The sequence below is a fragment of the Burkholderia metallica genome, from assembly GCF_001718555.1.
Taxonomy (GTDB): Bacteria; Pseudomonadota; Gammaproteobacteria; order Burkholderiales; family Burkholderiaceae; genus Burkholderia; species Burkholderia metallica.
Genome location: NZ_CP013401.1, coordinates 1,958,437 through 1,971,996, shown reverse-complemented (window position 1 = coordinate 1,971,996; position 13,560 = coordinate 1,958,437). Strand labels below are relative to the sequence as shown.

17 protein-coding genes are annotated in these 13,560 nt (G+C 65.0%); 12 read left to right on the top strand and 5 right to left on the bottom strand.

The window, feature by feature from the left end:
• The first annotated feature begins 41 nt into the window (after positions 1–41).
• Together WJ16_RS08825 and WJ16_RS08820 are read left to right on the top strand one after the other, a co-directional pair.
• The gene (locus tag WJ16_RS08825; RefSeq protein ID WP_069256740.1) at positions 42–830 is read left to right on the top strand and encodes a YhfC family intramembrane metalloprotease; all 789 of its coding nucleotides are present in this window, start codon (positions 42–44) and stop codon (positions 828–830) included.
• 13 nt (positions 831–843) lie between these two features.
• Positions 844–1,206 carry a DUF3022 domain-containing protein gene (locus WJ16_RS08820; protein ID WP_069256739.1) on the top strand — a complete coding sequence of 121 codons (363 nt, stop codon included), beginning with the start codon at positions 844–846 and terminating at the stop codon, positions 1,204–1,206.
• 42 nt (positions 1,207–1,248) lie between these two features.
• Here WJ16_RS08820 and WJ16_RS08815 read toward each other — a convergent pair whose 3' ends face one another.
• The gene (locus WJ16_RS08815; protein ID WP_069256738.1) at positions 1,249–1,680 is read right to left on the bottom strand and encodes a PGDYG domain-containing protein; all 432 of its coding nucleotides are present in this window, start codon (positions 1,678–1,680) and stop codon (positions 1,249–1,251) included.
• Positions 1,681–1,814: 134 nt separating this feature from the next.
• Positions 1,815–2,357, bottom strand: a complete 543-nt coding sequence (locus tag WJ16_RS08810; protein ID WP_069256737.1) for a Spy/CpxP family protein refolding chaperone — start codon at positions 2,355–2,357, stop codon at positions 1,815–1,817.
• 256 nt (positions 2,358–2,613) lie between these two features.
• Here WJ16_RS08810 and WJ16_RS08805 point away from each other — a divergent pair, with 256 nt between their 5' ends.
• Positions 2,614–3,078, top strand: a complete 465-nt coding sequence (locus tag WJ16_RS08805) for an Lrp/AsnC family transcriptional regulator (protein WP_006481526.1) — start codon at positions 2,614–2,616, stop codon at positions 3,076–3,078.
• Positions 3,079–3,581: 503 nt separating this feature from the next.
• Positions 3,582–4,682: a saccharopine dehydrogenase family protein gene (locus WJ16_RS08800; RefSeq protein WP_069256736.1), complete on the top strand. Its 1,101-nt coding sequence runs from the start codon at positions 3,582–3,584 to the stop codon at positions 4,680–4,682.
• A gap of 96 nt (positions 4,683–4,778) precedes the next feature.
• Here the strand turns inward: WJ16_RS08800 and WJ16_RS08795 are convergent, their stop codons facing one another.
• Both WJ16_RS08795 and cydX read right to left on the bottom strand, forming a co-directional pair.
• Complete coding sequence (locus WJ16_RS08795) at positions 4,779–5,402, bottom strand: P-loop nucleotide/nucleoside kinase family protein (RefSeq protein ID WP_069256735.1); 624 nt, start codon at positions 5,400–5,402, stop codon at positions 4,779–4,781.
• Entirely contained in the window at positions 5,399–5,545 is a 147-nt protein-coding gene (gene cydX / locus WJ16_RS08790; protein WP_069256734.1) for a cytochrome bd-I oxidase subunit CydX, read from the bottom strand. The genes WJ16_RS08795 and cydX overlap by 4 nt, the downstream gene beginning before the upstream one ends.
• Positions 5,546–5,727: 182 nt before the next feature.
• On the opposite strand from cydX, the gene corA reads away from it, so the two are divergent.
• Positions 5,728–6,705, top strand: a complete 978-nt coding sequence (gene corA, locus WJ16_RS08785; protein WP_069256733.1) for a magnesium/cobalt transporter CorA — start codon at positions 5,728–5,730, stop codon at positions 6,703–6,705.
• A 40-nt stretch (positions 6,706–6,745) separates the two neighbouring features.
• Here the strand turns inward: corA and WJ16_RS08780 are convergent, their stop codons facing one another.
• Positions 6,746–7,033 (bottom strand): YciI-like protein, encoded by a 288-nt coding sequence (locus WJ16_RS08780; RefSeq protein WP_069256732.1) that lies wholly within the window; start codon positions 7,031–7,033, stop codon positions 6,746–6,748.
• Between the two features lie 436 nt (positions 7,034–7,469).
• On the opposite strand from WJ16_RS08780, the gene WJ16_RS08775 reads away from it, so the two are divergent.
• The 7 genes from WJ16_RS08775 to WJ16_RS08745 all read left to right on the top strand — a co-directional run bounded on the left by WJ16_RS08775 (position 7,470) and on the right by WJ16_RS08745 (position 13,545).
• Positions 7,470–7,958 (top strand): aminoacyl-tRNA deacylase, encoded by a 489-nt coding sequence (locus WJ16_RS08775; protein ID WP_069256731.1) that lies wholly within the window; start codon positions 7,470–7,472, stop codon positions 7,956–7,958.
• Positions 7,959–8,816: 858 nt separating this feature from the next.
• Positions 8,817–9,518, top strand: a complete 702-nt coding sequence (locus WJ16_RS08770) for an energy transducer TonB (protein ID WP_069256730.1) — start codon at positions 8,817–8,819, stop codon at positions 9,516–9,518.
• Between the two features lie 86 nt (positions 9,519–9,604).
• Entirely contained in the window at positions 9,605–10,510 is a 906-nt protein-coding gene (locus WJ16_RS08765) for a MotA/TolQ/ExbB proton channel family protein (RefSeq protein WP_069256729.1), read from the top strand.
• 20 nt (positions 10,511–10,530) lie between these two features.
• Positions 10,531–10,953, top strand: coding sequence for an ExbD/TolR family protein (locus tag WJ16_RS08760; RefSeq protein WP_011549764.1), 423 nt, complete (start codon positions 10,531–10,533; stop codon positions 10,951–10,953).
• Positions 10,954–11,051: 98 nt separating this feature from the next.
• On the top strand, positions 11,052–11,483 hold the full coding sequence (locus WJ16_RS08755) for an ExbD/TolR family protein (protein WP_069256728.1): 432 nt from the start codon (positions 11,052–11,054) through the stop codon (positions 11,481–11,483).
• A gap of 16 nt (positions 11,484–11,499) precedes the next feature.
• On the top strand, positions 11,500–12,690 hold the full coding sequence (locus tag WJ16_RS08750; protein WP_069256727.1) for a tetratricopeptide repeat protein: 1,191 nt from the start codon (positions 11,500–11,502) through the stop codon (positions 12,688–12,690).
• A 279-nt stretch (positions 12,691–12,969) separates the two neighbouring features.
• On the top strand, positions 12,970–13,545 hold the full coding sequence (locus WJ16_RS08745; RefSeq protein WP_069256726.1) for a helix-turn-helix domain-containing protein: 576 nt from the start codon (positions 12,970–12,972) through the stop codon (positions 13,543–13,545).
• Positions 13,546–13,560: the final 15 nt, after the last annotated feature.

Here is a 13,560-nt window from a genome sequence, read left to right as displayed (position 1 = left end):
CACGCAGCGCGCCGGGTGCGCTGCCCCGAACAAGGAAATACATGACTGTCGCTCCCGTCACGCTGGCGGTGCTGATCGCCGCCACGCTGATCATCGCGCTCCTGCCGCTCGTCCTCTACCGATTCCTGCGCAAGCCGCTCGCGCTGAACCGCCGCGACACGATCGTCGGCGTGGCCGTCTTCACGCTGTTTGCGATGATCGCCGAACGTGCGTTCCACGGGCTCGTGCTGAGCCGGACGCCGCCGGACGGCTGGCTGACGCAGCCGCTCGCGTTTGTCGCGTACAGCGCGCTCGCGACCGCGGTGTTCGAGGAAGTCGGCCGCTATCTCGGGATGCGTTTCCTGAGCCGCCGCTACGGCCCGTCGGCCGGCGACAGCCGCGGAATCGGCTACGGGATCGGTCACGGCGGCGCCGAAGCATGGTTCATCGGCGTGCTCGTGTGGGGCCAGTGGTCGTATCTCGCGTGGCTCGCGAGCCGCGGCCAGCTCGAAACGCAACTCGCCGACCTGCCGGGCGATACCGTCGTGCGGCTGCACGTGATGCTCGCGACGCTGTCCGCGCAGTCGGTCCTGCTGTTGCTGCTCGAACGCTGCGCGGCGTTCGTGCTGCAGCTTGCGCTGTCGGTGCTGGTCTGGCGCGGCGTGCGCGCCGGCCGCGCGGGCGTGTTGCCGCTCGCGATCGTGCTGCATGCGCTCGCGGCCGTTCCGGCGCTGCTGTACCAGTTGCGCGTGCTGCCGGCCGGCTGGGTCGAGGCCGCGTATTTCATGCTGGCCGCGATCCTGGTCGTCGTGCTGGTGAAGACGTGCCGGCCGTCGCAATCGGCAGCCTGACGGGAGAGACGCGATGGACGACTACCTGATCGAATGCCAGAGCGCGGAATTCGACGCGCTCGCACGGGTGATCTGCGATCTCTTTCCGGAGCAGACGCGTTTCACCGAGAGCAGCGACGCGCGCGGGCGGTTCCTGTCCGTGCAGTGGCTCGCGATGCGTTTCGGCTCGACGCCGAAGCGCATGACGCTCGATATCCGCATCGTGCCGGCCGCGCTCGCGCGCTATCTGGCGCTCAAGCCGATGCAGCGCGCCCGCAGCCATGCGGTGCTGCATGCTTATACGGAAGCGATGCTCGGATCGCTCGAGGAGCGGCACGCGGCGGGCGAGGCCGTCGAGCGCGACGCTGAACTCGAACTCGACGAAGACTTCGCGTGACCGTGCGCGCCGGCGCAATGCCGGCGCGCTGCCGCGCTTGCCTTACGCGTCGCGGTAGACCTGCGCGAAGCGCTGCGCCTGCACGACGCCGTAGTCGCCGGGCGCGTACTGCATCACCCAGTCGCCGGCGACGCCGCGCAGCGTGTCGCCGTTTTCCGAGCGGGCGATCGTGAACGGCTCGTCCATCCGGCGGGCGAGCACGACGGCCGGCCGGTTCCGGTAGGCGCCCGGCGTGCCGTGCGCGAGTGCCGGCTCCGCCGGCAGGTATTTGGCGTCGAAGCGTGCGCGGGACACGACCCAGCGGTCGCCGGTCGAACCGGTGATCAGCGCATCGCCCGCCACGTAGCGGTTCGGGCCTTCGAGGCTCATCAGTTCGCCGTCGGCTTGCGCGAACGCAACGGTGACGGTTTCGTCCTTGACGACGCGACGGGCCTGCGGATCGGATTGCAGGTCGATGTGCTTGAGTTCGAGCATGGCGGGGAGGGCGGGAAAGCGGGAAAAGCCGGGAGCTTATCTCGAATCCGGCGCGCCGTGTGACGCGCCGGCCGCCGGAAGGGGCGCGGCGCCGGCCGGCCCGGACGGGCGGCACGGCGCCGGCGGGGCGGACGTCAGGGCTGCGCGGGTGCGCTCGCGGCCGGCGCGGCTGCCGCCTTGCCTTCCTTGCCCTTCATCTTGCCCTTGCCGCGGTGTTCGCCGCCGTGGTGCAGCCAGCTGCGGAACGTCGTGTCGGCCAGGGCCTTCTGGTCGGCCGGGAAGCTCTCGTAGAGCGGCGCGAATGCGTCGGCGAGCTTCTTCGCGCCGTCGGCGTTGGCCTGCGACAGTTCCGCATACTGCTTCATGTCGTCGATCGCCGAGACGTCGTGCTTGGCCATCCGTTCGCGATACAGGCGGCCCATCGTGTCGCCGTTCTCGCGCATCGTGTCGGCGAACGTCTTCCACTGCGGTTCCTGCGCCGACGTGATCTTCAACTGGTCGTGCAGGTACTTGATGCGCTGCTCGATACGCGCTTCATGCCGCGCCGCGCGCTGCTCGGCGCTCGGGGCCGACGCGGCGGCCGTCGCGGCCGGGGCGGACGCCTGCGGCGCCGGGGTTTGCGCGAACGCGCTGGCTGCAACGGCGAGCGTAGCGAGGGTGAGCGAGATTTTCTTCATGATGGGCTCTCCGGGGTGGTGTCGTGCGAGGGGGCGCGGCGGCCATCGCCGCTGGGCGCGCTTCTCGCGTCGCCCGCTATTAGTAGCACGTTGCGTGCGGCGCGGCAGTGAATGCGACACTTGCTTACATCCGATACGAATCGAAATTGAAAGGTTCGTGTCGGCGTCCGGCGATGCGGTTTGGGCGGCCCGGCGTTCGGCGCTATCATCGCGTCACCTTCCACTCAGCCGGCACGTCGTGCTCCGGCCCAGGCTCATGCGTCCACCCCGCCTCGACCAACTCGACGATCTCGACCGGCAACTCGTCGCGCTGCTGCAGGCCGATGCACGGGCCAGCGTTGCGGATCTCGCGCGCCAGCTCGACGTTGCGCGCACGACGGTCGTCGCCCGCATCGCGCGGCTCGAACGCACCAACGTGATCGCCGGGTACAGCGTGCGGCTCGGGCAGGACGTGCTCGACGCGAGCATCTACGCGTATGTCGGCATCATCCTCACGCCGAAGTTCGGCAAGGACGTCTTGCGCAAGCTCGACCGGATGCCGGAAGTCCAGCTGCTGTGCGCGGTGAGCGGCGAGTACGACTACGTCGCGTGGCTGCGTGCCGATTCGCCCGAACGGCTCAACGACCTGCTCGACCAGATCGGCACGCTCGAAGGCGTCGAGCGCACGACGACGTCGATCATCCTGTCGCGCAAGATCGATCGCGGGACGATCGGCGGCTGAGCCGTTGCATGCGGCACCGCGCATGACGGACGGCGCAAGCGCATGTGCGGTACCGGCTTCGTTGCGTTACGGGTGTCTGGATCAACGGCGGGTAGACGCCCGCACGCATTCGTTTCGGCATTCGCTGTACCTCATGATCGGCATGAGTGCCCGTCGCCATCCTTCCGCGCACTTCGCTCGTCACTCTCCCGGCTCTCCTTTCCGTATTCGGCTTCGACCGGCGTGTAGCACGTGACGCATGTGCAGTTCGTGTGTCGGGAGCCATGCCGTGCGTCCCCGTCTTCGTCGTAGCAACGCGCCACCGCCAACGGCCGGTTTGCGACAGCGCCTTTACGCGATTTTTGGATGAAATTGTCGTTTCGACCAAATGTATCGTCATAACGTCGAATTTATCGGTCGTTTCGCATCATTCTTCGTCTTGGAACTGATTTTGCGCGTCCCTAAACTGTGTTCATGGCTCAACGCCGTCCACAACATCGAACCCATCATCAGGAGATAAGCGCATGAAAATCGCCATCGTCGGCGCAGGTCTGATCGGCCACACCATTGCTCATATGCTGCGTGAAACGGGCGACTACGAAGTCGTCGCGTTCGACCGCGATGCCGATGCGCTCGCGAAGCTGTCGCGCGAAGGCATCGCGACGCAGCGGGTCGATTCGGCCGACGCCAACGCGATTCGCGAAGCAGTGAAGGGCTTCGATGCGCTTGTCAACGCGCTGCCTTACTACCTCGCCGTGAACGTCGCCGCCGCCGCGAAGGCTGCCGGCGTTCACTACTTCGACCTGACCGAAGACGTGCGCGCGACCCATGCGATCCGCGAACTGGCCGAAGGCTCCGACCGTGCGTTCATGCCGCAGTGCGGCCTCGCGCCGGGCTTCATCGGTCTCGCCGCGCACGAACTCGTGAACGGCTTCAGCGAAGTGCGCGACGTAAAGATGCGCGTTGGCGCGCTGCCCGAGTATCCGACCAACGCGCTGAAGTACAACCTGACGTGGAGCGTCGACGGCCTGATCAACGAATACTGCCAGCCGTGCGAAGCGATCCGCGACGGCCGCAAGCAGTGGGTGCAGCCGCTCGAGGGCCTCGAGCACTTCTCGCTCGACGGCACCGAATACGAAGCGTTCAACACGTCGGGCGGCCTCGGCACGCTGTGCGAGACGCTGTCGGGCAAGGTCGAGACGCTCGACTACAAGTCGGTGCGCTATCCGGGCCACCGCGATCTCGTGCAGTTCCTGCTCGAAGACCTGCGCCTGTCGACCGACCGCGATACGCTGAAATCGATCATGCGCCGCGCGGTGCCGTCGACGAAGCAGGACGTCGTGCTCGTGTTCATCACGGTGACGGGCGTGAAGGACGGTCAGCTCGTGCAGGACGTGTTTACGCGCAAGATCTTCGCGAAGGACGTGTGCGGAATGCACATGAGCGCGATCCAGATCACGACGGCCGGCGCGATGTGCGCGGTGCTGGATCTGTTCCGCGAAAAGAAGCTGCCGCAGAGCGGTTTCATCCCGCAGGAAAAGGTGTCGCTGAAGGCTTTCCTGTCGAACCGCTTCGGCAAGCTGTACGAAGGCGGCACGATGGAGCGCATGCACGCGGTGGCTTGACCACCCGCCGGTTTCAGGCACGAGGGCCGTACGACGCCGGGAGCGCAGCAGCGCTTCCGGCGTTGTTTTTTGTGCGAGGCGGAGAAGCGGGGGCGGTCAGGCCGGCAGCGGCGGGACGAGCATCGTCGCAGGCGGAGGAGGAGGGGGCGCGATGCGGTACAGCAGCGCATCGATGTCGGCGTCGGAGGGCGCGGTGTTGTCGAACATCACGATGCCTTCGCATTCGTGGCCGGTCGGCACGAAGCGGCGCTGCCGGTATTCGTCCCAGTGCGTGAGCTTGTATGCATCGTTCGGGTTGCCGCGCGCGACGATGCGCTGGTGCGCGACGTCTTCCGACGTATGGACCCAGACGACCGTCAGTGTGACGTCGGGCGCGATGCCAAGCCACGCGCGGTCGAGAATGCGGCGATCGCGCACTTCGCGCGACAGCGGGCCGACGACGAGCGCGCCGATGCCGAGCGCGAGATTTTCACGGGCCGTGTCGAGCAGGCCCTGGTATTCCGGATCGCGCAGGTGCTTCAGGTAGAGCGCGCTGTCGCGGTCGTTCGGATCCTCGGTGAGCGCGCCCATCGCGGCCGAGCTGTAGCGGCCGTACAGCGTGTCCTTGTCGAGCAGGCAGAAGGCTTCGCCGGTCGCGCGCATCAGCGGCCCGATGAGCCGCTTCGCGAGGGTGGTCTTGCCGGTGCCGGCGTGACCGCAGAAGAACACCAGGTGCGTCACGAAACCTTGCCTCCCGGCCGCGGGGTCGACGCGCCGTTGCGCTTGTCGCCGCGCGAGAAGACTTCCGCTTCCAGCCACATCGCGTTGATGATGCCGAAGCCGAGCGCCACGCCGATGCCGAGTATCCACGAGAAATACCACATGGGTCTGTCTCCTTGACGGTTGGGCCGCACGGCCGTGCGGCGTGTGTACCGAAGTGCCCGTGCGCATGCTGCGGCGCACGCAGCCCGATCATGACCAATATCGCCGTGCCACGCAAGCCGGGCCGCCTGCGCAGCAAACCGGTAAACTGATGCGAAAACCGCAACGTCAAGTCACTGACAACATGCTGATCAACTGTGCTGCATACCAGGACGGCCGCAAGCTGGCCGACATCGAAATCGACGCCATCAGCGAGTACGTGTCGAAGCCCGAATGCTTCGTGTGGGTCGCGCTGAAGGATCCGACACCCGAGGAAATCGACCTGATGGGCGAGGAGTTCGGGCTGCACGAGCTGGCGCTCGAAGATGCCCGCAAGGGGCACCAGCGGCCGAAGATCGAGGAGTACGGCGATTCGCTGTTCGCGGTGCTGCATACGGTCGAGCTCGACGACGACGGCGAATTCAAGGTGGGCGAGCTGAACGTGTTCGTCGGCCCGAACTACGTGCTGTCGATCCGCAACCATACCGAGCAGGATTTCCGCGAAGTGCGCAAGCGCTGCGAGCGCGAGCCCCATCTGTTGCAGGAAGGTTCGGCGTTCGTGTTCTACGCGCTGATGGACCAGGTCGTCGACCGCTATTTCCCGATTCTCGAAACGCTCGGCACCGAGCTCGAGGAGCTCGAGGATCGCATCTTCGCGAAGGCCACGCCCGCGTCGTCGCGCGTGATCATCGAGGATCTCTATTCGCTGAAGCGCCGGCTCGTGCTGCTGTACCAGCATACGGCGCCGCTGATCGAGCCGCTCGCGAAGCTCACCGGCGGACGCATCCCGCAGATATGCAGCGGGATGGAGCATTACTTCCGCGACGTGTACGACCATCTGCAGCGGATCGTGAAGACGATCGAAGGGCGGCGCGAGATGGTCGTGACGGCGATCCAGGTCAACCTCGGGATGATCTCGCTCGCCGAGAACGAGGTGACCAAGCGGCTCGGCTCGTTTGCCGCGTTGTTCGCGATTCCGACGATGATCGCCGGCATCTATGGGATGAACTTCGCGAACATGCCCGAGCTGCACCTGAAATACGGTTTCTACGGCTGCATCGCCGTGATGCTCGCGGCCGATCTCGGGCTGTGGTGGCGCTTCAAGCGGGCAGGGTGGCTATAGCCGCCGTCCGCGGCAAGCGGGCGAGCGGCGAGTCGGGCCGCTAGCGCGGTGCGTGCTTGCCGATCACGACGCGCCACGGCCGCACGCGCCATGATTTCACGAGGCCGTTCTGGACGTACGGATCGGCACGCGCGAACGATTCGGCGGCCTCCGGCGAATCGCCTTCGAACACGAGCACGGCCTGGTCGGCGGGGTCCGACAGCGCACCCGCGAGCACGAGTTCGCCGCGCTCCGTCGCGGCCTGTGCCAGTGCGAGATGCTGGGCGCGAAACGGTTCGCGACGGGTCAGGTAGTCGTCGACGAGTTCGTAGATCAACTGGTAATGCATGGTGGCTCCAGGCGTCGGTTGCGGCCGCCGAATGGCAGGCGGCCGGCTCAGTATAGGTCACCCGGTGGCCGTTGGCAGCGCGGTTTGCGTGGCACGCCGACGGGCCGCCGAGTGTTGCCGCGGATCGAAAATGCATGGCCTGGTTTCGCCGGTTCCTATCGGGAAAATGCAACTAACGGTCTAGTGCTTCAACGTCGTCGCATTGATCCGCGCATTCGCGCCGGTGAACCCATTGCTTCGATCGGTCTATAGAAAAAGGGGCTGCCACGTGCGTTCCGGATCCGGATTTCTGCGGCGGCGATGGCCATTCGACTGGACAGAAAGGGGGCGACACCGGCCGCCTCGCGAGGGCGTTTCCATTGGCCGGAAATGCGACCTATGCTGAACGAATCCGGAGCGAACTCCGTTCGCCCGATTCGCCCAGACGAGGTGTGCCATGCCAGTGTCAGCCACCCTGCAGGATTGCCTGCGCCAGAAGTCATCGCGGTACGAAGTGGTGTACCACCCCTATAGTCATACGAGCATGGAGACGGCCGCCGCCGCGCACATTCCCGGCGATCGGCTCGCGAAAACCGTGCTCCTCGAAGACGGCGAAGGCTACGTTGCCGCCGTATTGCCGAGCACGTATGCCGTGCGCCTGTCGGATCTCTGGGTGAAGACGGGGCGCCATCTCGTGCTCGCCCGGGAGGTCGAGCTGCGCGAACTGTTCAAGGATTGCGACATGGGCGCGTTGCCGCCGGTCTGCATGGCGTACGGGATGAAGACTTTTCTCGAGGAGCGCCTCGCGCAGCAGCCGGAAGTGTATTTCGAGGCCGGAGATCATCAAGCGCTGATTCACATGATGCAGGACGAATTCCTGATGCTGATGGAGACGGCCGAGCGCGCGCATTTCTCGCACCGGATGCAGGGGATGATGCTGTCCTGAGCGATGCGGGTCGTGTGTCGATGAAGCATGCGCGGGCATTTTCCCACCGGGCTCGGTGAGGTGGGGACGCCCGTGCGTGCAGAAGGGCGGGCAACGAATTCCCGTGGCCCCGGCTTTATCCGTCGCCGGAAGATACATTCGTTATGCAGATCATTGTGAGAATTGGATCGTTGGAGAAGGTTTCCATATTTTGATTTGCATTCCTATTAAAAGTAACGAAGATCGACACTACGAATATCGCCTGAACAGGACCCGCCTGCATGAAAGCGATCAATCGGCTTCCATCCACGCATCGGACAATGAAGCGCATCCGGCATTGCTCATTCTGGAGTGCACCGATTCGGTGTGATGGCACTAAATTGGTGATTATTTTGAATAAGCACTGAATTAGTGCGGCAACCATACAAACAAATTACTTAATTAATGGAAAATGGTTGGCGAAGTTTACTAACTCGTTATTCGAGTAAGGCCTCCAAACTTTGTATTCAAGTATCAAATAAAGTTTGACGCCCGGATTTTTTCCTTGCTATCTTCTGCACCCAAGACGAACGGCCTGGCTGACATCAGCGTGTAACGAAGATCCAATCGTCATACGAGAAATGTGCCTGTGTCGACGCAGCTGACAATTGCCTGACCACGCTGGTGCGGGATAGACGCCGGATAGGGCGGCTATCCCGTTGCGGTTGAAACGATTCCTTGAAATTGAATAAATGGGATCCGAAATCGATGCTTTCAATTCGGATTGCAAATTGAATTAAAAATGAAATTTCGGGGTGAGGCGGAGACGGAATCGACCCGGTTCCAGAGCCGGCCATCATCGCGAAACTGGGCGATTCGCTTGGGGGAAGGATAGTGGGCATGAAAGTCGAAGAGCATCTGGTTGCTTCGAACAGCGGACTGGCCACGCTGGGCCGTCCGCGGGAATTCGGCAAGAAGCAGCAGAATCCGGTGCGCCGTTTCGGCGGCATCGCAGTCGTCCTCCTGTTGCATGCAGTGCTCATCTACGCATTGCTCAATGGCCTCGCGACCAAGGTCGTGCAGGTGATCCAGCATCCGATCGAAACCCGCATCATCGAGCCGGTGAAGCCGCCGCCGCCGCCACCGATGCCGGTCGTCAAGCTTCCGCCGCCGAAGTTCGCGCCGCCGCCGCCGCCATTCGTGCCGCCGCCCGAAGTGCCGGTGCAGGCACCCCCGCAGCAGGCGACCATCATGCACCAGTCGGTGCCGGTGCCGTCCGCGCCGGCCGTGCAGGCGCCGGTCGTCGCACCGCCCGCGCCGGCCAAGCCGGTCAGTCACGAAGTGGGTGTCGTCTGCCCGAATTCGGACTCGATGCGCGCGTCGATGCAGTACCCGAAGGAAGCGCAGGAAAACAACATCACGGGTGACGTGACGATCGAGTTCGTCGTGGATGCGGAAGGAAACATCACGAACGAACGCGTGGCCCAGTCAGCCGACCCCGTGCTCGATCGTGCGGCCTACAACACCGTGAAGCGGTTCAAATGCGTGGCGCAAGGCCAGGCGGTACGGGTGCAGGTGCCGTTCTCGTTCAACCTGAATTGATGCAGTGGGCGGTCCGGCGGGAGCCGGACCGGTGAAAACCGGCTTGAACCTAAATCGTAAGTTTAACGAAAGAATTGGAGTGGGGTATGACGAAGCGTTCTCTGGCCGCGCTGGCGGCAAGCCTGTTGATGTCCGTCGCCGCAATCGACGGGCTCGTTGCACCGCAACTCGCTTACGCGCAAGCGAGCGGAACCGCGGCGACATCCGGCGCGTCGACGCAGGCCGCGGCGCCGACGCAGGCGCCCGCTGCCGCCGAGCCGGCCTCGCCGCCGGCGCCGGCCACGACCGAAGCGGTCGAGAATCCGTACGGGCTCGGCGCGCTCTGGAAGAACGGCGACTTCGTCGCGCGCTTCGTGCTGATCCTGCTCGTGATCATGTCGATGGGCAGCTGGTACATCATGATCACGAAGTTCGTCGAACAGTTGCGCGCGAACCGCCGCGCGAAACTCGCCGACGCGCAGCTCTGGAGCGCGCCGTCGCTGGTCGAGGGCGCGAAGCTGCTCGACGAGGCGTCGCCGTTCCGCTTCATCGCCGAAACGGCGATCGAGGCGGGCGAGCATCACGACGAGGCGCTGCTCGAAGCCGTGGACCGCAACACGTGGATCGACGTGTCCGTCGAGCGTTCGATCACGAACGTGTCGAACCGCATGCAGGACGGGCTCGCATTCCTCGCGACGGTCGGCTCGACCGCGCCGTTCGTCGGGCTGTTCGGCACGGTCTGGGGGATCTATCACGCGCTGACGGCGATCGGGATCGCGGGCCAGGCGTCGATCGACAAGGTCGCGGGCCCGGTGGGCGAGGCGCTCATCATGACGGCGATCGGCCTGGCGGTTGCGGTGCCGGCCGTACTCGGCTACAACTTCCTGGTCCGGCGCAACAAGTCGGTGATGGAGCGGGTCCGCAACTTCGGCGCCCAGTTGCATACCGTGCTGCTGGCCGGCGGCAAGCGTCCCGCTCGCGTGCCGTCGTCCGCCGCGTCGCTCGTGAACTGACCGGCTGACGGAGGCGCGCGATGGGCATGAACGTCGGGCAGGACGAAAGCGACGAGGTGATCGCGAACATCAACACGACGCCGCTCGTCGACGTGATGCTGGTGTTGCTGATCATCTTCCTGATCACGATTCCGGTCGTCACGCACACGATCCAGCTGCAGTTGCCGAAGGAGGTCGTGCAGCCGCTGCAGACCACGCCGAAGAGCGTCGAGATCGCGGTGAACCGCGACGGCGATTTCTTCTGGGGTGAGCAATTGGTGGACGCATCAACGTTGCTCGCGAAGCTGAAAGGTGTGTCGCAGCAGCAGCCACAGCCGAGCGTGCACGTGCGGGGCGACCAGAACACGCGCTACGAGTTCATCGGCCGGGTCATCACGATGTGCGAGCGGGCGGGTATCGCGAAGGTGTCGTTCATCACGGAACCGCCGGCGCGGGGTGGTTAGCGGCGCATGGGAGCGGCACACGCGCCGGTTCTGATTGATGGTGGAGCAGGGATCTGAGTAAGCACTAAAGCGCCAACTCTGGTCGACAGGAGCAGACGATGGGAATGAACGTGCCTTCGGGCGGGAGCAGCAGCGAGCCGGACGTGATGGTCGACATCAACACCACGCCGCTGATCGACGTGATGCTGGTGCTGCTGATCATGCTGATCATCACGATCCCGATCCAGATGCATTCGGTGAAGATGGACCTGCCGGTGGGCAACCCGCCGCCGCCCGCGACACAGCCGGAAGTCGTGCAGATCGACATCGACTTCGACGGCACGACGACGTGGAACGGCGCGCCGGTGCCGGATCGCGCGGCGCTCGAGGCGAAGCTGACACAGGTCGCGCACGAGCCCGTGCAGGCGGAGATCCATCTGCGGCCGAACAAGCTGGCGCCATACAAGGACGTGGCGGCCGTCCTGGCGTCCGCGCAGCGCGTGGGCGCGACGAAGATCGGCCTGATCGGCAACGAGCAGTTCATGCAATGACGGGACAGGCCAACCGATGAACCAGCAACGATGGAAACGGATGGTGGCGCTGACGGCGCTCGGTGCGGCCTGCGCGCTCGGCCGGCCGGCGTGGGCGGCCGACGCGTTGCGGCCCGATGTGGCGAAGCCGCTGGCGGCGGCGCAGGACCTGTATCGCGCCCACAAGTATCGCGACGCGCTTGGCAAGATCGCGCAGGCGGCCGCCGTGCCCAATCGCACGCCGTATGAAACCTACATGGTGGAGGCGACGCGCGGTGCGGCGGCGATGGCGGCTGGCGATACCGGCGTGGCCGCGCAGGCCTACGAAACCGTCCTGAACTCGGGGCGCCTGTCAGGCGAGGACGAGCAGCGGACGACGGCGGCGCTCGCGGGGATCTACTTCCAGCAGAAGAACTATCCGCAGGCGATCCGCGTCGCGCAGCGCTACCTGAAAGCGGGCGGCACGGACCCGGAAATGCATACGCTGCTCACGCAGTCGTATTACCTGTCGAACGATTGCGGCCAGGTCGTGAGCCAGTTGAAGGCCAGTACGGACGCACAGGTGAAGGCCGGCCACGCGCCGGACGAAGGGCAGTTGCAGATGCTGGCGACCTGCGCGCAAAAGAGCAAGGATGCCGGCGCCTATCGCGGCGCGCTCGCCGTGCTGGTGGCTTATCACCCGAGCGCCGCGTACTGGGAGGAAATGGTCTCGGCGATTCGCGGCAGCCCCGGTTACCTGTCGTCGCTCGACCTCGACATCTACCGGTTGCGCAGGGCGACGGGCGCGCTGACGACGGCCGACGCCTATATGGAGATGACGCAGCTCGCGCTGGTGGCGGGTACGCCGGCCGAAGGCAGGCAGGTGATCGACCAGGGGTTCGCGTCCGGCGTGCTGGGCAAGGATGCGCAGGCTGACCGAGAGAAACGGCTGCGGGCGCTGGCCGACAAGCGCGCGCAGTCGGGCGCGGACGCTGCAGATCCGGTGGCGCCGATCGACGCCGGCATGAATCTGGTGTTCGCAGGCCACGCGGCGCAGGGACTGTCGATGATGGAGCAGGCGATCGCGAAGGGCGGGCTCGAGCATCCCGATGCGGCGCGGTTGCGGCTTGGCGAGGCGTACTACGTGGCCGGCCAGAAGGCGCACGCGGTCCAGGTGCTGCGGACGGTGAAGGGCGCCGACGGATCGGGGGATCTGGCGAAGCTCTGGACGGTCGTGGCGTCGCGCTGAGGGGCGCAGGGAAGCAGGCGCTCGACGCGGGAATCGCGGCGAACTGAAGGCAGGGAAGTCCGGCTGGACGAGGATAAGGGAGCAGCCTTGTTAATTAGCAAACCGAATGAAATGAGCATGAATCGTGCGGCCGTGACACGGGAATCCCGTTTCGCGTCGCATGCGACATGCGGCCGGCGGCGAAGGAGAGCGGAGTTTCGCGCCGCGGCGACAGCCTCATGGCATCGGGCAAGGGCTGCCGACATCAAACCGATTTCGATTGAGAGGGTCCGTTCTTCCATGGTCTTGCCTCCCGATGAATCGGTGCTCGTTGCAGTTTCGCTCGGCAACAAGATCCGCGCGCTTCGGCAGCGCCTGAAACTCACGCTCGACGAAGCGGCCACGACGGCAGGGATCTCGAAGCCGTTCCTGTCCCAAGTCGAGCGTGGGCGCGCGACGCCGTCGATCACGTCATTGGTCCGAATCGCGAAGGCGCTCGGCGTAACGATGCAGTACTTCATCGACACGCCAACCGAGGCGCGCTCGGTGTGCCGCGGCGACGCATTGCAGTATTTCCAGTTCGCCAACTCGGCGAGTTCCTTTGCCCGGCTGACGAATCTCGTGGACGGACGCAAGCTCGACGCGATTCTCGTCAGGATACCGGCGGGGCAGTCGCCGTCGGAAGTGACGACGCATGCCGGGGAGGAGATTCTCTACGTGATGCGCGGCAGGGTCGTGCTGACGCTGGAGGATTGCACGTTCATGCTGGGTGCGGGCGACACCGCGCACTACGAGTCGACAACGCCGCATGCGTGGCAGAACACGGCCGACGAAGAGGCGGTGATCGTCTGGGTCGGTACGCCGCGGCTGTTCTAGCCCGTCGGACCAGAA

Coding starts and splice junctions, on each gene's coding strand:
- WJ16_RS08810 (WP_069256737.1), bottom strand. CDS start 2,357: ATGAAGAAAATCTCGCTCACCCTCGCTACGCTCGCCGTTGCAGCCAGC.
- WJ16_RS08765 (WP_069256729.1), top strand. CDS start 9,605: ATGACGAAGCGTTCTCTGGCCGCGCTGGCGGCAAGCCTGTTGATGTCC.
- WJ16_RS08815 (WP_069256738.1), bottom strand. CDS start 1,680: ATGCTCGAACTCAAGCACATCGACCTGCAATCCGATCCGCAGGCCCGT.
- corA (WP_069256733.1), top strand. CDS start 5,728: ATGCTGATCAACTGTGCTGCATACCAGGACGGCCGCAAGCTGGCCGAC.
- WJ16_RS08745 (WP_069256726.1), top strand. CDS start 12,970: ATGGTCTTGCCTCCCGATGAATCGGTGCTCGTTGCAGTTTCGCTCGGC.
- WJ16_RS08800 (WP_069256736.1), top strand. CDS start 3,582: ATGAAAATCGCCATCGTCGGCGCAGGTCTGATCGGCCACACCATTGCT.
- WJ16_RS08775 (WP_069256731.1), top strand. CDS start 7,470: ATGCCAGTGTCAGCCACCCTGCAGGATTGCCTGCGCCAGAAGTCATCG.
- WJ16_RS08825 (WP_069256740.1), top strand. CDS start 42: ATGACTGTCGCTCCCGTCACGCTGGCGGTGCTGATCGCCGCCACGCTG.
- WJ16_RS08770 (WP_069256730.1), top strand. CDS start 8,817: ATGAAAGTCGAAGAGCATCTGGTTGCTTCGAACAGCGGACTGGCCACG.
- WJ16_RS08780 (WP_069256732.1), bottom strand. CDS start 7,033: ATGCATTACCAGTTGATCTACGAACTCGTCGACGACTACCTGACCCGT.
- WJ16_RS08760 (WP_011549764.1), top strand. CDS start 10,531: ATGGGCATGAACGTCGGGCAGGACGAAAGCGACGAGGTGATCGCGAAC.
- WJ16_RS08750 (WP_069256727.1), top strand. CDS start 11,500: ATGAACCAGCAACGATGGAAACGGATGGTGGCGCTGACGGCGCTCGGT.
- WJ16_RS08755 (WP_069256728.1), top strand. CDS start 11,052: ATGGGAATGAACGTGCCTTCGGGCGGGAGCAGCAGCGAGCCGGACGTG.
- WJ16_RS08820 (WP_069256739.1), top strand. CDS start 844: ATGGACGACTACCTGATCGAATGCCAGAGCGCGGAATTCGACGCGCTC.
- WJ16_RS08805 (WP_006481526.1), top strand. CDS start 2,614: ATGCGTCCACCCCGCCTCGACCAACTCGACGATCTCGACCGGCAACTC.
- cydX (WP_069256734.1), bottom strand. CDS start 5,545: ATGTGGTATTTCTCGTGGATACTCGGCATCGGCGTGGCGCTCGGCTTC.